The 16,817-nt window shown below is 60.3% G+C and carries 19 protein-coding genes; 17 read left to right on the top strand and 2 right to left on the bottom strand.

From position 1 onward, the window contains the following. The first annotated feature begins 2 nt into the window (after nucleotides 1–2). The 5 genes from AM571_RS15845 to AM571_RS15825 are packed head-to-tail and all read left to right on the top strand — an operon-like array spanning nucleotide 3 to nucleotide 5,131. Nucleotides 3–1,133, top strand: coding sequence for a CgeB family protein (locus tag AM571_RS15845; protein WP_074062232.1), 1,131 nt, complete (start codon nucleotides 3–5; stop codon nucleotides 1,131–1,133). Beyond that, nucleotides 1,130–2,221: a CgeB family protein gene (locus tag AM571_RS15840; protein WP_074062231.1), complete on the top strand. Its 1,092-nt coding sequence runs from the start codon at nucleotides 1,130–1,132 to the stop codon at nucleotides 2,219–2,221. Before AM571_RS15845 ends, AM571_RS15840 begins: the two co-directional genes overlap by 4 nt. After that, nucleotides 2,218–3,318 (top strand): CgeB family protein, encoded by a 1,101-nt coding sequence (locus tag AM571_RS15835; protein ID WP_074062230.1) that lies wholly within the window; start codon nucleotides 2,218–2,220, stop codon nucleotides 3,316–3,318. Before AM571_RS15840 ends, AM571_RS15835 begins: the two co-directional genes overlap by 4 nt. A 13-nt stretch (nucleotides 3,319–3,331) precedes the next feature. Beyond that, a complete protein-coding gene (locus AM571_RS15830; RefSeq protein WP_074062229.1) occupies nucleotides 3,332–4,378 on the top strand; it encodes a UDP-glucuronic acid decarboxylase family protein in 1,047 nt (348 codons plus the stop codon). Between the two features lie 18 nt (nucleotides 4,379–4,396). Next, a complete protein-coding gene (locus AM571_RS15825) occupies nucleotides 4,397–5,131 on the top strand; it encodes a TIGR04290 family methyltransferase (RefSeq protein WP_074063283.1) in 735 nt (244 codons plus the stop codon). A 513-nt stretch (nucleotides 5,132–5,644) separates the two neighbouring features. Here the strand turns inward: AM571_RS15825 and AM571_RS15820 are convergent. Both AM571_RS15820 and AM571_RS15815 read right to left on the bottom strand, forming a co-directional pair. Then, nucleotides 5,645–5,848: a cold-shock protein gene (locus AM571_RS15820; RefSeq protein WP_074062228.1), complete on the bottom strand. Its 204-nt coding sequence runs from the start codon at nucleotides 5,846–5,848 to the stop codon at nucleotides 5,645–5,647. 161 nt (nucleotides 5,849–6,009) lie between these two features. Next, on the bottom strand, nucleotides 6,010–6,399 hold the full coding sequence (locus tag AM571_RS15815) for a MarR family transcriptional regulator (RefSeq protein WP_074062227.1): 390 nt from the start codon (nucleotides 6,397–6,399) through the stop codon (nucleotides 6,010–6,012). A gap of 92 nt (nucleotides 6,400–6,491) precedes the next feature. Between AM571_RS15815 and AM571_RS37405 the strand changes: the two genes are divergently transcribed. The 12 genes from AM571_RS37405 to virB11 all read left to right on the top strand — a co-directional run bounded on the left by AM571_RS37405 (nucleotide 6,492) and on the right by virB11 (nucleotide 16,572). Then, nucleotides 6,492–7,013, top strand: coding sequence for a hypothetical protein (locus AM571_RS37405; RefSeq protein ID WP_074062226.1), 522 nt, complete (start codon nucleotides 6,492–6,494; stop codon nucleotides 7,011–7,013). A gap of 3 nt (nucleotides 7,014–7,016) precedes the next feature. After that, on the top strand, nucleotides 7,017–7,679 hold the full coding sequence (locus tag AM571_RS15805; RefSeq protein WP_074062225.1) for a transglycosylase SLT domain-containing protein: 663 nt from the start codon (nucleotides 7,017–7,019) through the stop codon (nucleotides 7,677–7,679). Continuing rightward, nucleotides 7,676–7,975, top strand: coding sequence for a TrbC/VirB2 family protein (locus AM571_RS15800; protein ID WP_074062224.1), 300 nt, complete (start codon nucleotides 7,676–7,678; stop codon nucleotides 7,973–7,975). Before AM571_RS15805 ends, AM571_RS15800 begins: the two co-directional genes overlap by 4 nt. Before the next feature lie 5 nt (nucleotides 7,976–7,980). Continuing rightward, nucleotides 7,981–8,319, top strand: a complete 339-nt coding sequence (locus tag AM571_RS15795) for a type IV secretion system protein VirB3 (RefSeq protein WP_074062223.1) — start codon at nucleotides 7,981–7,983, stop codon at nucleotides 8,317–8,319. Beyond that, nucleotides 8,312–10,678, top strand: a complete 2,367-nt coding sequence (locus tag AM571_RS15790) for a VirB4 family type IV secretion/conjugal transfer ATPase (RefSeq protein ID WP_074062222.1) — start codon at nucleotides 8,312–8,314, stop codon at nucleotides 10,676–10,678. The genes AM571_RS15795 and AM571_RS15790 overlap by 8 nt, the downstream gene beginning before the upstream one ends. After that, complete coding sequence (gene virB5 / locus AM571_RS15785) at nucleotides 10,678–11,376, top strand: P-type DNA transfer protein VirB5 (RefSeq protein ID WP_074062221.1); 699 nt, start codon at nucleotides 10,678–10,680, stop codon at nucleotides 11,374–11,376. Before AM571_RS15790 ends, virB5 begins: the two co-directional genes overlap by 1 nt. Before the next feature lie 188 nt (nucleotides 11,377–11,564). Continuing rightward, a complete protein-coding gene (locus AM571_RS15775) occupies nucleotides 11,565–12,497 on the top strand; it encodes a type IV secretion system protein (protein WP_074062219.1) in 933 nt (310 codons plus the stop codon). Between the two features lie 38 nt (nucleotides 12,498–12,535). Continuing rightward, complete coding sequence (locus AM571_RS15770; RefSeq protein ID WP_074062218.1) at nucleotides 12,536–12,805, top strand: hypothetical protein; 270 nt, start codon at nucleotides 12,536–12,538, stop codon at nucleotides 12,803–12,805. Nucleotide 12,806: 1 nt separating this feature from the next. After that, complete coding sequence (locus AM571_RS15765; RefSeq protein WP_074062217.1) at nucleotides 12,807–13,478, top strand: virB8 family protein; 672 nt, start codon at nucleotides 12,807–12,809, stop codon at nucleotides 13,476–13,478. After that, entirely contained in the window at nucleotides 13,475–14,332 is an 858-nt protein-coding gene (virB9, locus tag AM571_RS15760) for a P-type conjugative transfer protein VirB9 (protein WP_074062216.1), read from the top strand. The genes AM571_RS15765 and virB9 overlap by 4 nt, the downstream gene beginning before the upstream one ends. 9 nt (nucleotides 14,333–14,341) lie before the next feature. After that, entirely contained in the window at nucleotides 14,342–15,526 is a 1,185-nt protein-coding gene (virB10, locus tag AM571_RS15755; protein WP_074062215.1) for a type IV secretion system protein VirB10, read from the top strand. Beyond that, entirely contained in the window at nucleotides 15,523–16,572 is a 1,050-nt protein-coding gene (gene virB11 / locus AM571_RS15750; RefSeq protein ID WP_074062214.1) for a P-type DNA transfer ATPase VirB11, read from the top strand. The genes virB10 and virB11 overlap by 4 nt, the downstream gene beginning before the upstream one ends. Nucleotides 16,573–16,817: the final 245 nt, after the last annotated feature.

The raw sequence follows: 16,817 nt of genomic DNA, 5'->3' as shown, positions 1-16,817 counted from the left end.
TCATGAAGTTCGTTTTCTATACTCACTCGGTTGTTTCCGACTGGAACCACGGCAATGCGCATTTTCTTCGCGGCGTCATGCGCGATCTTCAGCGGCGCGGTCATGAAGCGCTGGCCTTGGAGGCGGAAAATGCGTGGAGCCGTGCAAACCTCGTCGAGGATCAGGGACAGGCTGCAGTCGAGAAGTTTTTCGAAACCTTCCCGCAGCACCGCTCGCAGATCTACGACGAGAACTTCGATCATGAAGCCGCGCTTGCCGATGCTGACGTCGTCATCGTCCACGAGTGGACAGAACCGCAACTGGTCGAGCGTCTCGGCCGCATCCGCCGCAACGGCGCGACCTTCACCCTGCTTTTCCACGATACGCATCATCGAGCAGTTTCCGCCGAGGGCGATATCGCCGGACTGACGCTCGACGACTACGATGGCGTGCTGGCCTTTGGGCAGACCTTGCGTGAACGTTACCTCCGCGCAGGTTGGGGAAAATCTGTATTCACATGGCACGAGGCGGCCGACGATGCCCTGTTTCGACCGTTGCCGGAAATCGAAAAAAACGGAGACCTCATCTGGATCGGCAACTGGGGCGATGGCGAACGGTCCGCCGAGATTGCTGAATTTCTGATCCGTCCAGCCCATGATCTCCGCCTGAACACTACGGTTCGCGGCGTCCGCTATCCCGATCATGCGCTCGAGGCCCTGCGCAATGCCGGTTTTTCTTATGGCGGCTGGATTGCCAACGCGGATGTTCCCGTCGCCTTTGCTCGCCACAAGGTCACGATGCACATTCCACGGCGGCCCTATGTCGAGCATCTTCCGGGCATTCCGACCATCCGTGTCTTCGAGGCACTTGCCTGCGGAATACCTCTGATCTCGGCGCCATGGGACGATGCCGAACACCTCTTCAGATCTGGCAAGGACTATCTTCTCGTGCGTGACGGCGAGGAGATGAAGAAGTGCCTGCGTGAAGTCCTCTTCGATGCCGATCGGGCCGCGAGCCTGACTGCGGCCGGCCTCGAAACGATCAAGGCGCGCCATACCTGCCGGCACCGTGTCGACGAGCTTTTCACCATCCTGGGGCACTGCGGCACGAGCAAGGTTGCAAAGAGCCTGCACTCGCGGGAGGCCGCCGAATGAAGATCGCTTTTTATGGTTCGAGTCTCGTCTCCGCCTATTGGAATGGTGCAGCCACTTATTATCGCGGCCTGCTGAGGTCGTTGGCGGAAAAGGGATACGAAATCACCTTCTACGAGCCCGACGTATACGATCGGCAGAAGTACCGTGACATGGAGCCGCCGGACTGGTGCAAGGTCGTCGTCTATGAAGGCACGATCGACGCCCTGAAGGCTGCAGCCCGCCAGGCCGCCGAGGCCGATATCGTGGTAAAGGCAAGCGGCGTCGGTTTTCAAGATGATCTGCTGCTTGAGGAAGTGCTTGGCAACGCATCGCCGAAGGCCCTGAAAATCTTCTGGGACGTCGATGCGCCCGCTACGCTCGCCGAACTCAAGGCCGACCCCGATCATCCGCTGCGCCAGGCACTCTTCAAAATCGATCTCGTGCTGACCTATGGAGGGGGCGATCCTGTCGTGAACGCATATCGCTCCGTCGGAGCAGCCGAATGCGTGCCGATCTACAATGCATTGGATCCGCAAACGCATCATCCGGTGCCGGAGGACAGCCGCTTTGCCGCCGATCTCGGTTTTCTGGGCAATCGTCTGCCCGACCGGGAGGCGCGGGTCGAGTATTTCTTCCTGGACCCTGCGTCTCGTCTGCCGGGCCGGACGTTCCTGCTCGGCGGTTCGGGCTGGCAGGACAAGCCGATGTCGTCCAATGTCAACTATATCGGCCATGTGCCGACGCGGGATCACAACGCCTTCAACGTGACCCCCATGGCGGTCCTCAACATATCGCGCGCCAGCATGGCGGAGAATGGTTTCTCCCCCGCGACCCGCGTCTTCGAGGCGGCCGGCGCCGGCGCCTGTCTCATCACCGACCATTGGGAGGGTATAGAACTCTTCCTCAAGCCGGACGAAGAAATCCTGGTCGCGCGCGATGGACAGGATGTGGCCGCCTTGATTGCCGGCTTGTCCCGCCAGTCCGCTGCCCGGATCGGGGCGAGGGCGCGCATGCGTGTCCTTGCCGATCACACCTATGCTCATCGCGCTAGAGCAGTGGATGAGATTTTCCGCGCTCGTCTCGGCGCGCGGATGGAGGCAGCCAAATGACGAGACCGCTCGAAATCGTCTTCCTGGGACTTTCGCTTTCCTCCTCGTGGGGAAACGGTCATGCCACGACCTATCGGGCCCTCATCAAAGGCCTGCGACTGGACGGCCATCGGGTTCTGTTTCTCGAGCGGGACGTGCGCTGGTATGCCAGCCACCGGGACCTTGCTTCGCCGGATTTCTGCGAACTCGACTATTATTCCGAAATCGACACCATGATCGAACTTTATCGGGAAAGGCTGCGCCGGGCAGATGCCGTGGTCGTCGGATCCTATGTTCCCGATAGTGTGGCGCTCATCGGCAAACTTGTTGCCTTGGAGCTGAAACGCCTCTGCTTCTACGACATCGATACGCCTGTCACGTTGGCAAAGCTCGATCGTGGCGATGAGGAATATCTGGCGCTGAAGCAGATTCCACTGTTTGACGCCTACTTCTCGTTCTCCGGAGGAGAGGTGTTGGCCCGGTTGGAACGCAGATACGGCGCAAGGAGGGCTATCGCGCTCTATTGCTCCGTAGATGAAGACTGCTATGCCAATACCGGCGAGCCCAGGTCCTGGGATCTCGGCTATCTCGGAACATATAGCCCGGACCGTCAGCCGACCCTGGAACGTCTCCTCCTGGAGCCGGCGCGCCGCCTGCCATCCATGCGTTTCATCGTCGCCGGACCACAATATCCTGCACAGATCGACTGGCCGGCGAATGTGGAGCGCATCGAGCATCTGGCACCTGCCGATCATGCAAGCTTCTACAGCCGGCAACGCTTCACCTTGAATGTAACGCGCAGCGACATGATCGCTGCCGGCTGGTCGCCGAGCGTACGCCTCTTCGAAGCCGCCGCCTGCGCAACGCCGATCATCAGCGATTTTTGGCGGGGGCTGGAGGAGTTGCTGCCGGATGGCGAGGCTTTGATCATCGCGCGCGGAGCGCAGGATGTCGTCGCGGCGTTGACGGAACTTTCCGACGGCCGCCGTTCGGCGATCGCCGCTGCCGCCAGGAAACGTGTGATGCGCGGCCATACCGGTGCTGCGCGCGCCGGCGAACTTGTCCGGGCCCTTTCGGAACTGCCGGCTAATCCAGCTTATCAACGCATCTCGGCGTGAAGGGAGAATATTCATGCAGAAAGGAAATCTTCGCGAAAAAGCCAAGACTGTTCTGGTGGCAGGCGGAGCCGGCTTTGTGGGTTCGCATCTCTGCGATGCGCTCCTTGCCCGTGGCCATCCCGTCATTTGCGTCGACAGCTTTATCTCCGGCTCGCGGGACAATGTCCGGCCGTTGACGAACCATCCGGGCTTCCGGCTCATCGAGCAGGACGTTTGCGAGTTTCTGGAAATCGACGAGCCGGTCGACCGGATCTACAACCTGGCCTGCGCCGCATCCCCGCCGCGATATCAGGCCGATCCCGTCCACACGATGATGACCTGCGTCGCCGGTACGGGAAACCTGCTTGCCCTTGCCGAACAGCACAAAGCCTCCTTCCTGCAGGCTTCGACGAGCGAGGTCTATGGCGATCCGGTCGAACATCCGCAGCGGGAGGACTATCGCGGCAATGTCAGCTGCACGGGACCGCGCGCCTGCTATGATGAAGGAAAGCGTGCTGCGGAAGCGCTCTGCTTCGACATGCTGCGTGCCGGTCGGGTGGACGCGCGGGTTGCCCGCATCTTCAACACCTATGGGCCGCGCATGCAGGCCAATGATGGCCGGATCGTCTCAAACCTGATCGTTCAGGCGCTTTCGGGAAAGCCCCTCACCATCTATGGAAGCGGCATGCAGACCCGCTCGTTCTGCTATGTCAGCGATCTCGTGGGTGGTCTTATGGCGCTCATGGACGTCGAGCCCAATCCGCGCATGCCGGTCAATCTCGGCAATCCCGGTGAGTTTAGCGTCAATGAGGTCGCCGAGATGATCCGTTCGATGGTCCCGACCCGTTCGGCGATCATCTACAAGCCGCTGCCGAAGGATGACCCGCAACGTCGCCGGCCGGATATTTCCCGTGCGACCGAACTTCTCGACTGGCAGCCGACTGTGCCACTTGTCGAAGGGCTCGGCAATACAATCGACTGGTTTGCCAACAACCTCAGCGATCGCCCACAGCGACGGGCGGCGACGCCGCGTCGTCATCGCGCCACGGTTGCTTCACAACCGGTCTCAGCGCAAAGCTGAATTGAATGGATGCAAGCGATGATCGACCGAACTCTCAAACGTCGCATCAGCGAATTGGGGCCGTGGTTCCAGAACATGCGGCTCGGTGAAGTCGAAACCGCCCCGGATCACTTTCTCGGCGACTATCCCGCGTTTAAATGGCAAGGCTTCAAGCATGTGGTGCCGGAAGATCTGGGCGGGCGCAGCGTTCTCGATATCGGCTGCAATGCCGGCTTTTATGCGATCGAGATGAAGCGACGCAACGCCGGGCGGGTGCTTGGCATCGATTCCGATCCGCGCTATCTCGCGCAGGCGCGTTTTGCCGCCGAGCATTTCGGCTTCGACGTCGAGTTCGAGCAGATGTCGGTTTACGATGTGCCCAAGCTCGCAGAGACCTTCGACCTTGTGCTCTTCATGGGCGTGCTTTACCACCTGCGCCATCCGTTGCTGGCACTCGATCTCCTCTACGAGCACGTAGTCGGCGATCTGATGCTGTTTCAGTGCCTGCAGCGCGGCGACGAGCGGATTGCCGCACTGGAAGAAGATTACGACTTTTCGGAATGGACTGTGTTCGACCGGCCGGATTATCCGAAACTGTTCTTTGTCGAGAAGCGCTATGCCGCCGATCCCACCAACTGGTTCATTCCCAACAAGGCCGCCGTCGAGGCGATGCTGCGCAGCTCCGGGTTCACGATAGAGGCTAATCCCGAGCGGGAAGTCTATCTCTGCCGCCGGGGCCACCGGCCGCACATGGTCGAGCCACCGCCTGTCTAGATAAACGTTCCGCAATACTGCGGCTCCAGTATGCTGCCTGTCATGGTGGGGCAGGGTAACGATGATCCCGATGTCGGAGCGCGCGACGATTTCAATCGACTTTTAGGGACACCAGGTGAGTTGGTGGAGGCGCCTTGGAACAGATAGTGCTGACCTGCGTTGGATAGCGTGGCTGATCACGGTTTCGATGGAGGATACATCCATGGCACCAAACGAAAACAAGCGCGAGACTGGCTCAAGCAAGGGCGGAAAGAGCGCATCCGGTTCTTCGTCCTCGAAATCCTCTACGTCCGGAAAACAGGGCGGTTCTCGCGAACAGCACGCCAAAGCCGGTCAGCAGAGCCATAAGAACTCGAAGTAACCGATCACCCGCTGGCTCGAAGCCCGCGGTCGATCCGCGGGCTTCCAATGGCAGCCCGTGCGACCAGCAGCCATGGAAATGACGAGACCCCTGTCGTGTTCGTCTGCCTCGTTAGGGGCGGGCTCAGCCGTTACTGAGCGAGACTTATGCCATCAGAGCGCGCTGACATTTTCCGCCTTCGACTTTCCGGTCTTGCGGTCCTGGCCTAACTCGTAGCTGACCTTTTGACCTTCTTTGAGCGTGCCGCCGCGCTGCAACGCGGAGATATGAACGAAGACGTCTGTTCCCCCGTTTTCAGGGGTGATGAAGCCAAATCCTTTGTCCTCGTTGAAAAATTTTACAGTGCCAGTAGGCATGATGGTTCCCCCTTCACGGTTGATGCGCCCACCGAACCTATTGTGCCTTCGCTTCACTATCAACAAGGTATCTTGCCCAGGCCCCCGTCGCAGGTGCCAAAATGGCGATGGGCGAACGTCGCGCGCCTCCCCGGGCCACATAAGTTTACTTATTCAAGACACTATGACTTGGTCTCGACGGCATCGTCAGCTCGGGCATGACTCCCCTGGAAGATGCGTATTTTTTCCAGGATGGCCGGGGCGATCTCAAATCGGCGCGCCTTGCCGCGCCCCATCGAGTTCTTCACGAAGCTCTCCGTCAGGAGCCCGCGGCGAACCAGCGGGTCTACCGTTTCGGTCACGCCAGTGCGCGTCAAACCCGTGGTTTCGACGATATTTGAAAGGGTTAGCGTGTCATGCCCCTGATGCATGATGTAGAGGATGCTCATCATGCCGATCTGCTTCAACCGCGACTGGGGCGTCTCATCCTCCAGCGGATTGTCGAAAATCTCCTGGAAGATGAAGGCTGAAAAGGCAATGTTGTGCAATTGAACGTTGAGTGCTCTTGTCATTTGTTTAACTGCATAATATAAGGCTGTATGAATTTCCAGACGACACGGACGCCGGCGGCATCGTTGGCGTGCGGATTGCGGAGGGACAGCTCATGAAAAACCTTCTGATCAGGACGTTCGTGGCTCTTCTCAATGCCTCGCCATGCTATCTCATTTCCGGGAGTCATGCGCGGGCGGATGATTGGGGATGCCAGGTTATCCTATGCCTTTCCAATTCCGGCGGCGCAACGCAATTTTCCGAATGCCGCCCGCCGATCGAGAAACTGTGGCGAGAACTTGCAAGGGGGCACGCTTTCCCGAGCTGCGACGGCCTGGGTTTTACGGCATCTGCGCCCGGATACGCCCCCTACTATTGCGACAAAGGCTACCGGTTGACGAGGCGATACAGTGATGGCGGACGGCAGGCAACCTGCATCTCGACCACACCCCAGACTGTCTCAAACAATGAATGCTCCCCAAACAGCGAGCGCGGAGTTCTGTCACCGGCCTGGTACTGGAATGACGGGCAGCGACAGTGCCGGCGCTACGTGACGATGCAGCCGCATATGCGCTTGCGCCCACATTACGTCGACGTGACCATCGACGGGATCGGAAACCAAAGGGTGTGGTACTAAGCAATGCCAGTCGCCTTCGTCGATCTTGCAAAGATATGCGCTCCCACCATTGCGATCGAGACGATTGCTGCCGTTGTTAGCCTGGAGAGCGGCTTTCATCCTTACGCCATCCGCATCAACAGTGGCCCGCCGCTTTTGGATCAACCGGCATCCAAGTCGGAGGCAATTGAGCTCGTCACTTCCCTCGTTGCGGCTCGCCAGGACATCCAGATCGGTCTTGGTGGTCTCGGCTTGGGGGAACTCAACAAGCTGAAGCTCTCTATATCGGATGCATTCGATCCCTGCCTGAACCTCAAGGCGGCCGCCACTCTGCTCGACGGGTATCGTCGCCTTGCCTTGCGCACGGGCGCCGATGCAGCGCAAGCGGAAAACGTCATGCTTCAGTCGCTATACGGCCGGGGCGATCCGTCCCTCGGCAAGGTGGTCCGTTATGACGAGCTGGTCCGCAAGGAGATGGTCCGGCTATCTCCCAAACTGGCGTCGCTTTCCATAGCCGAGCCGCCCATTGAAGCTCGCTTCGACCAGCCCGCAGACATCCAGGACGCGCCAGCGGTCGCAAAACGCCTTCCCCAAGCCGATGAAACCGCCTCATGGGACGTCTTCGCTTCCCGGCGGCGATCCTCGGTACTCGTGTTTCAGAATGATCGATCGGAGCAAAGTGAATGACTTCAAGATATAGTCTTCGCCCTGTCGCGGCCTCTGCCTTTATGGCCGCAGCCATCGTTGCCTGCCTGGTCGAACCGGCCTTCGCCCAGGCTGCGGGTATCAAGACGGTTCTGCAGAACATCGTCGACTTGCTGACCGGCAATATCGCCCGACTGCTCGCCGTCATCGCCGTCATCATCATCTGCATCGCCTGGATGTTCGGCTACATGGATCTGCGCCGCGCCGGCTACTGGATCATCGGCATCGGGGGGATCTTCGGCGCCACAGAACTGGTGAACACCATCGTCGGGAGCTGAGCGACATGGCGACAGCCGAAGGTATCGAAGAAGACATCCTGTTCATTGCCTGCACCCGGCCGGCGATGATCGCCGGCGTGACGATGGAGGCGATGGGCCTGAACATCATGCTGACGACGATCCTCTACATCGCGGCCGGATCGGTTGCCTATGCGCTTGTCGGCGTCATCTTTCACTTCATGTTCCGCACACTCGTCAAGCACGACCACAACATGTTCCGGATCCTGGTTTCCTGGATCGAGACGCGCGGTCGATCGCGCAACACCTCCTATTGGGGCGGGGCCACGCTCTCGCCGCTCAAGCTCACCAGAGCCTATGACGAAAGAGATCTGAGCCTTGCCTAGAAACTTGACGCTTCGCTCCCGCGAACTCGGGCCGGAGACCTTTATTCCTTATGTGCGCCATATCGACGAGACGACGATCGGACTGGGTACCAGAGCGCTGATGGTGATGATTGCGCTGGAAGGTGTATCCTTTGAAACAGCCGACGTCATCGACCTCAACAGCCTGCACCGCAACCTCAACACGCTCTACCGCAATATCGCCGATGAGCGCCTCGCACTCTGGACACATGTCGTTCGCCGTCGCGACAACGGCTATCCCGAAGGACGATTTGCCAATCCGTTCTGCGACGCACTGAACTCAAGATATCGTGCGCGCATGATCGGCGAGGATCTGTTTCGCAACGATCTTTATCTTTCGCTGGTCTGGCATCCTGCACGCGATCCCGCCGAAAGGGCTCTTGATCTTCTTTCGCGGCTGCGCAGGGCACGCCGCAGCGATGTCGAGCTCGACGAAACGGCGCTAAAGCACCTGCGCGGCAAGCTATCCGACATCACATCGGGCCTCAAACGCTTCGAGCCTCGGGTGCTGTCCCTCTACGAGCGGGCCGGCGTCCTGTTTTCCGAGCCGAGCGAAGTCCTCCACCAGATCGTGGGCGGCCGGAGCGAACCCATTGCGTTGACGGAAGGAAGAATTTCATCGGCGATCTATTCGGATCGGGTGATTTTCGGCCACGAGACGATCGAGATCCGTCACGAGGCCGAAAGCCGCTATGCCGGGGTGTTCGGGTTCAAGGAATATCCGGCAACGACCCGCACCGGCATGCTCGACGGCATCCTGACGGCCCCCTTCGAGCTTGTTCTGGCACAATCCTTCGCCTTCACCTCGAAAGCGGATGCGCGCATCATCATAGGGCGCAAGCAAAACCAGATGGTCAGCGCCGGCGACAAGGCGGCGTCCCAGGTCGAAGAACTCGACGCTGCGATGGACGATCTCGAATCCAACCGCTTCGTGCTCGGCGAGCATCACCTTACGCTTTCAGTCTTCGCCTCCTCGGTCAAAGCGCTCACAAACCATCTGGCCGAAGCCCGCACGCACCTTACCAATGGCGGTGCAGTCGTCGCGCGTGAGGATCTCGGGCTTGAAGCGGCCTGGTGGGCACAACTGCCCGGCAATTTTCGCTACCGCGCGCGCTCTGGCGCAATCACATCCCGGAATTTTGCGGCACTTTCGCCTTTTCATTCCTATCCAACCGGCCAGAAGGACGGAAATCAATGGGGTCCAGCCGTTGCCCTGCTGAAGACCGCGTCCGGTTCGCCTTTCTACTTCAACTTCCACCACCGCGACCTTGGCAATACCTTCATCTGCGGTCCGTCCGGTACCGGCAAGACCGTATTGTTGAACTTCATGCTTTCCCAACTCGAAAAGCACGATCCCCATATGGTCTTTTTCGACAAGGACCGTGGGTCGGACCTTTTCGTTCGGGCGGCCGGTGGCGCTTACCTGCCGGTGAGGAATGGCCTTGCCACCGGCTGCGCGCCGCTGAAGGCGCTCGCGCTGACTGCGGAAAACAAGGTGTTTCTCACACGATGGATCGGCAAGCTCGTCGGGTCGGCGACACGTGAGCTGACGGTCGCCGAGCTCAGCGACATTGCCTTGGCGGTCGAGGGCCTTGCGGACCTGCCGGTCGAACGGCGTTCCATCGGCGCCTTGCGGACTTTCCTCAATAACACCGACCCGGAGGGCATCGCCTCGCGGCTGCGGCGGTGGGAAAGGGGAGGGCCGCTTGGCTGGGTATTCGACAACGAGGCCGACGAGATCGGCATCGGCGCCAAATTCATCGGATACGACATGACGGATTTCCTCGACAACGAGGAAATCCGCACGCCGTTGATGACCTATCTCTTCTTCCGCATCGAGCAGCTGATCGACGGGCGGCGCATCATCATCGTGATCGATGAATTCTGGAAGGCCTTGCAGGACGAGGGTTTTCGCGATCTGGCCGAAAACAAGCTCAAGACGATCCGCAAGCAGAACGGGCTCATGCTGTTTGCAACCCAAAGCCCGCGCGATGCCATTGTCTCGCCGATCGCCCACACGATCATCGAGCAGTGCCCGACGCAGATCTTCCTTCCCAATCCGCGCGGCGATCGTGCCGACTACGTCGATGGTTTCAAACTCACCGAACGGGAGTTCGAGCTTGTCGCACGCGAACTGTCGGCAGAAAGCCGCCGCTTCATCGTCAAGCAAGGACATAACAGCGTCGTGGCAGAACTGGACCTCAAGGGCTTCGATGACGAGCTCGACATATTGTCCGGCCGCACGGCCAGCGTGGAACTCGTCGAGGCGATCAGGGCCGAAGTCGGCGACAGGCATGAGGACTGGATGGCGGTATTCCGGCAAAGAAGGAGAGCAGGTTGATGCAAAGGAAGCGGGCAAGGTTTGCTCTTATGGCGGCAGCTGTTTTGCTGCCGGCCGCAACGGCATCCGCACAGGGCATTCCGGTCATCGACCGGATGGCGATCGTAAAGCAGATCGAGAGCATTGCGCAGCTGAAGTCCCAGCTCGACACGCTGAACCAGCAGCTCCAGCAAGCCGAGCAGCTTTATGGATCGTTGAACAAGATCACCAACATGGCAGATGTCGCAAGCATCTTGAACGATCCTTCGGTCCGCAAGGCGCTGCCAGGCGACTTCAATGCCATCGAAGGCCTGTTCAAGGGTTCGGGCAACGGCGCCTTCGGCAGTTCCGCTTCGAAATTCCTGGAAAGCAACTCGACCTATCGCACCGGCGCCGACGACTTCTACGCCCAGGAATTGTCGCGCCTCCAGAAGCAGAATGCAGGGCAGATGAGCCTTGGCCAGCAGATCTATGATGCAGCCACCAAGCGCATCGAGGGCATCGATCAGCTGCGCCAGCAGATTTCCCGCGCCGCCGATGCCAAGGACGTTGCCGATCTTCAGGCACGCCTGCATGCCGAAACGGCCTTTGTTCAAACCGACGTGCTGCGCATGCAGGCTTTGCAGATGGTCCAGCAGGCGCAGGTGCAGGTCGATGATCAGCGAAAGGCGGAAGACTGGCGAAAGCGCATGGACGCAATGGGAGCGGCGCTCAGATGAAACAGGCCCCTGCTCAAGCGATCGCGCCTGCCCAGTCCGTTTGCTGCGGCCAGACCGATGAGGCTTTGCTCGCCGTTTTCGGAGCCAAGTGCCGGAACGGTCCTGTCAGAGATGCTGACACGCACTGCAAGGGAGCGACGGCGGATGCGATGCTGCAGTTTTTTTGCAAGTGGTCCGGGGGCTAAGGGATGTATCAGGTCTTCAGCTTCGTGGACGGGCAATTCAAGTCGCCCCTGGAGACGTTCATCACGTCGGGTACCGAAAACATCGCCGCCTGGGTGAGCGGGCCGCTCACTGCTGCGCTGACGCTCTACGTCGTGCTTTACGGCTATCTTGTGCTGCGCGGTTCCGTCCAGGAGCCCATTCTCGAATTTGCGTTTCGGGCAATAAAGCTTGCAATCATCGTCATGCTGGTAAGCAATGCAAGCGAGTATCAGACCTATGTCACCGGTCTGTTCTTCGAGACGCTGCCCAGGGAGATTTCCGAGGCGCTGAACTCGGGGACCGCGCCCAGCGCCTCCACGTTCGACAGCCTGCTCGACAAGGGCCAGAAGGGCGCCCAGGAAATCTGGGCACGTGCGTCCTGGCCCGTCGACATCGTCACCGGCATCGGCGGGATGATGGTGATTGGCGCGAGCTTCATCGTCGCGGCGATCGGTTACATCGTTTCCCTCTATGCGCGGCTGGCCCTTGCCATCGTGCTTGCGATCGGCCCGATCTTCATAGCACTTGCAATGTTCCGGCCCACTCGCCGCTTCACCGAGTCCTGGATTGCCCAGCTTGCCAATTTCGTCATCCTCCAGGTCCTGGTCGTGGCGATCGGTTCGTTGTTGATCACCTGCGTCGACACGACCTTCACGGCGATCGAAAGCTATTCCGACGTGCTGATGCGCCCGATCGCGCTTTGCGCCATCTGCCTTGCAGCGCTTTACGTCTTCTACCAGCTGCCCGGTATTGCCTCGGCACTCGCGGCAGGCGGAGCAACCTTGACCTACGGCTACGGCGCTGCTCGCGACGCGCACGAAAGCCTGATTGTCAGGGCGACCACGTATTCGGCAAGAGCGGTCGGGCAAGGGGCCCGCCCGGTCTCGCGCCGTCTCGGGACGGGAGCTGCAAAATGACGGAAGGGCCCCTCACGAAACGGGCAGGTAGTTCGGGCATGCTTCGCATCGTTTCATTGTCGCTCTTTGCCGGGGCACTTTTCGCCTGCAGCTCGATGACACACACGCTTCCCAGATGTGACGGCTATTTCCGCCGGCCGCTGAACCGGTCCATGTGGCAAGCGGAAGACGACGGCAAGCTGAAGCAGCCTGCCTCCGGTCAGCAAAGCCATGCCGCCTCCTACGCGCAGCAACCGGTCGCGGCCACGCCAGCCGCCTTTGCGCATTTCGATGTCGAAGGTTCTTACCGTCCGTGCAAGGGCAAATGACATGGTGACGCCGGACAATCTGAAGAGCTATTTCGACAAGGCGCGCCGGTTCGATCAGGACCGCTTGATCCAGGTGGAGCGTTCCGCCCGCATCGCCTGGTTCGTCGCTGGTTCTGCCGGCATCGTGGCCGCCGTCTCCGTCTTCGCCATCGCCGGGCTCACGCCGTTGAAAACGGTCGAGCCCTTTGTGGTCCGCGTCGACAACTCCACCGGCATCGTCGACGTCGTCTCCGCCTTGACGTCGAGCGCCGGCAGCTATGATGAAGCCGTCACCAAGTATTTCGCCGCCAAGTATGTGCGCGCGAGAGAAGGCTATGTCTGGAGCGAGGCCGAGGAGAACTTTCGCATCGCTGCCTTGCTCTCAACGCAGCCGGAGCAGACGCGTTTTGCAACCGTCTACCGGGGAAGCAATCCGCAATCTCCGCAGAACGTCTACGGCCGCAGCGCGACGGCGCGCATCGGCATTGTTTCCATCTCCCTGATCAATGCCAACGTCGCCTCCGTGCGCTACATGCGCACGATCACCCGCGCCGAGGACGTGCGCACCACGCACTGGGTAGCGACGCTCACCTTTTCCTATGTCAACGCGCCGATGTCCTCCACCGACCGGCTGGTCAATCCCCTGGGCTTTGCCGTCAGCGAATATCGCGCCGATCCGGAGGCCATCGATTGAAACAGATAGTCCTGATCGCCTCGGCTCTCAGCCTTGGTCTTGCATCGACAGCCGTTAGCCTTGAAATTCCCCGCGGCGCATCGAAGGACAGCCGTATCCGCTTCGTCGAGTATCAGCCCTACGACATTACGCGGATCGTCGGGACGTTGCGTTCGTCCGTCCAGATCGAGTTTGCCGCCGACGAGGAGATTGCCCATGTCGCACTTGGCAACAGCGTTGCATGGGAGGTAGCGCCGGCCGGCAATATCCTGTTCCTGAAGCCGCGGGAACATCAGCCGGTAACCAATATCTCGATCGTGACGGCCAGACGCGATGGATCGACCCGCAGCTATCAGATGGAACTGACGGTGCGGGACGGAACGGTGGAAGCCGGTCAGAACACCTATTTTTACGTGAAGTATCGATACCCGGCCGATGAGGCGGAACGCCGCCGTCTGCAGGCGGCCGCCCGCGCCCAGGTTGCCGAAGCCGGTCGGGCGGATCGGGTGCTCGCGCTCCATGAGGCCTATGGGCCGCGAAACTGGCGCTACTCGGCGCAAGGTTCCGTATCGCTTGAACCGCAGGCCGTCTATGACAACGGCAAGCTCACCACCTTCGTCTTTGCCGGCAATCAGGAAATGCCGGCAATCTACATGGAAAACTCCGATGGAACCGAAAGCCTGGTTCCCAAGACCGTCGACGGCAATCTGGTGCTGGTTCATGCCATCAGCCGCAAGTTCATTCTGCGCCGCGGAGGTGATGTGCTGTGCGTGTTCAACGGCGCCTATGATCGTGTCGGCATCGACCCCGAGACCCACACCACGTCACCGTCCGTCGAGCGTGTCCTCAAGATGCAACCCGCTGCCGCGCAATAGGAAAGTGCCATGGCCGAAGAAGACAACATACCGATCCCTGGAGAGCGCGCGCAAACGTCGGTCGGGCGGAGCCGGCTCGACAACAGCCCGATCCTGAAACGCGGCGTGGTTGGAGTTGCAATCCTTGCCTTCGTCGTTTTTGCGCTCTGGTCGATGCGCGCTCAGAACAAGCCACCGGAAGGAACCCACCCCGAGCGCGTCGTCATCCGCCAGACGTCGGAGTTCGAGCCTGCCAGGGAACCGGTCCAGCCGGTCGCGATGCCGGCGGAGGTGCAGCTGCCAACGCCTGTGGTGAGCGAGGAGGCGCCGGCCGAGGAGGATAAGCTGCTGGACGCTGCCCGCCGCGCGCCGGTGATCGCTTATGGCGGCGAAAAGGCGCCGACGACCCACCGGCAGAACAATAGCCCGGATGCTCCTTCGGACGACTTTCCGCTCGACGCCGGTCCCGGCCCAGTCGGTTCGCAGGCAGAAAACGAAGACCAGCGGTTCAACAGGATGCTGACGCCGACGCAATTGCAGGGCTCGCGCGCCGGCACGCTTGGAAATCGCGATTTCATAGTCGCCATGGGAACCTCCATCCCCTGTGTGCTCGAAACAGCGCTTTCCTCGGACCAGCCGGGTTTTGCAAGCTGCCTCGTCAACCGCGACGTTCTGTCGGACAATGGCCGCGTCGTGCTGATGGAGAAGGGCACCCAGATCGTTGGCGAATATCGCGGCAGTCTACGCCGCGGTCAAAAAAGGCTCTTTGTTCTGTGGAGCCGTGCCAAGACGCCGAAGGGCGTGATCATTGCGCTCGCGTCGCCTGCGACCGATACTCTCGGGCGGGCAGGCATGGACGGCTATGTCGACACCCACTGGTGGGAGCGCTTCGGCAGCGCGATCCTGCTGTCGATCGTCGGCGATGCGACGTCCTATGCGAGCAGCCGGTTTGAGCAAGGCGATGTCGAGGCCGAAAATACCACGGGCGCCGGCCGGCAGGCTGCGGCGATCGCCGTGGAACAGTCGATCAATATTGCGCCGACGCTTCTGAAACACCAGGGCGACCCGGTCTTGATCTTCGTGGCACGCGACCTCGATTTTTCCGGCGTTTACCGGCTTCGCGTGACCGAGCCTCGCAACAGGATTTATGATCGCGCCGTCCTCGGGGATTTCAGCCCGGCTTCAACTGTCGCCACCAAGTCGGCAGGCCGATGACGGAAGGAGCAGATCGCGGTGTCGTACGCGAGCTTCTGGCACCAATCTCAGCCTTTCTGCGCGACAGGTCGCTTTACGAGATCATCGTCAACCGGCCAGGTCAGGTGGTGACCGAGGGGTCGGCCGGATGGCAGACCCACGATCTGCCGGATCTGTCCTTCGACAAGCTGATGCGTCTCGCACGCGCTGTCGCAAGCTATTCCAATCAATCGATCGACGAGACACGGCCGATCCTGTCGGCCACCTTGCCAGACGATGAGCGAATCCAGATCGTGATCCCACCGGCAACGACGAAGGGTACGGTCAGCGTTACCATCCGAAAGCCGTCGTCCGTTTCGCTAAGCCTCGACGATCTCGATGACGGCGGCCTGTTCGACGATGACCCAAAAGCCGAAAGAGACGGTATCGCGTCGGGCCGCAAACTTCTGGAGTACTACAGGAAGCGGGCTTACAATGCTTTTCTGCGCGAAGCCGTCAAGGCCAGAAAGAACATCGTCATTTCCGGCGCAACGGGCTCAGGCAAAACGACTTTGTCGAAGGCATTGATCCGTCACATCCCCTCAAGCGAAAGGATCATCTCCATCGAGGACACGCCCGAGCTGGTCATTCCGCAACTAAACCACGTTCGACTCTTCTATTCCAAGGGCGGTCAGGGCCTGGCGAAGGTCGGCGCCAGGGACCTGCTGGAATCTTGCCTGCGCATGCGACCGGACCGAATCCTGCTGCAGGAACTGCGAGACGGAACGGCATTCTACTACATCCGCAATGTCAATTCGGGGCATCCAGGGTCGATCACGACAGTCCATGCCGACTCCGCGCAACTCGCCTTCGAACAGCTGACATTGCTGGTCAAGGAATCGGAGGGCGGCAGGGACCTCGACAGGCACGATATCCGTGCGCTGTTGATGATCGCTATCGACGTCATCGTCCAGTGCAAACGCAGCGACGGGCGCTTTCGGGTGAGCGAGGTCTATTACCGCGACGCGCAAGAGACCACCGTCGGCATGTCCGATGGCAGCAGTGGCGATTTTCGTGAATGCCGGTAAGATTCGCGAGGGATTTGCTGTTTGGCATGGTCTGCGCCCGCCGCGAGCTCGGCTCCCATTTTGGCGGATCATGGGCCACCGGGTCGAGCGACGGCTCGCGATCCGTTCGAGGGGTCCCAGGGGCTCGACATCCGCGAGCCGGCGGCCACGACTATTGAAGCCGTTGCAGGTGGCGCTTAGAGGGAGAGGGGAGAGGGGGATTCCGTGACGGATTGGCAAAGGTCGGAGAGAGGCTCCGGCCGGTC

This window comes from Rhizobium etli 8C-3 (genome assembly GCF_001908375.1).
In the GTDB taxonomy this organism is placed as follows: domain Bacteria; phylum Pseudomonadota; class Alphaproteobacteria; order Rhizobiales; family Rhizobiaceae; genus Rhizobium; species Rhizobium etli_B.
The sequence above is the reverse complement of the archived record's forward strand: the minus strand, read 5'-3'. Positions and strand labels throughout refer to the sequence as shown.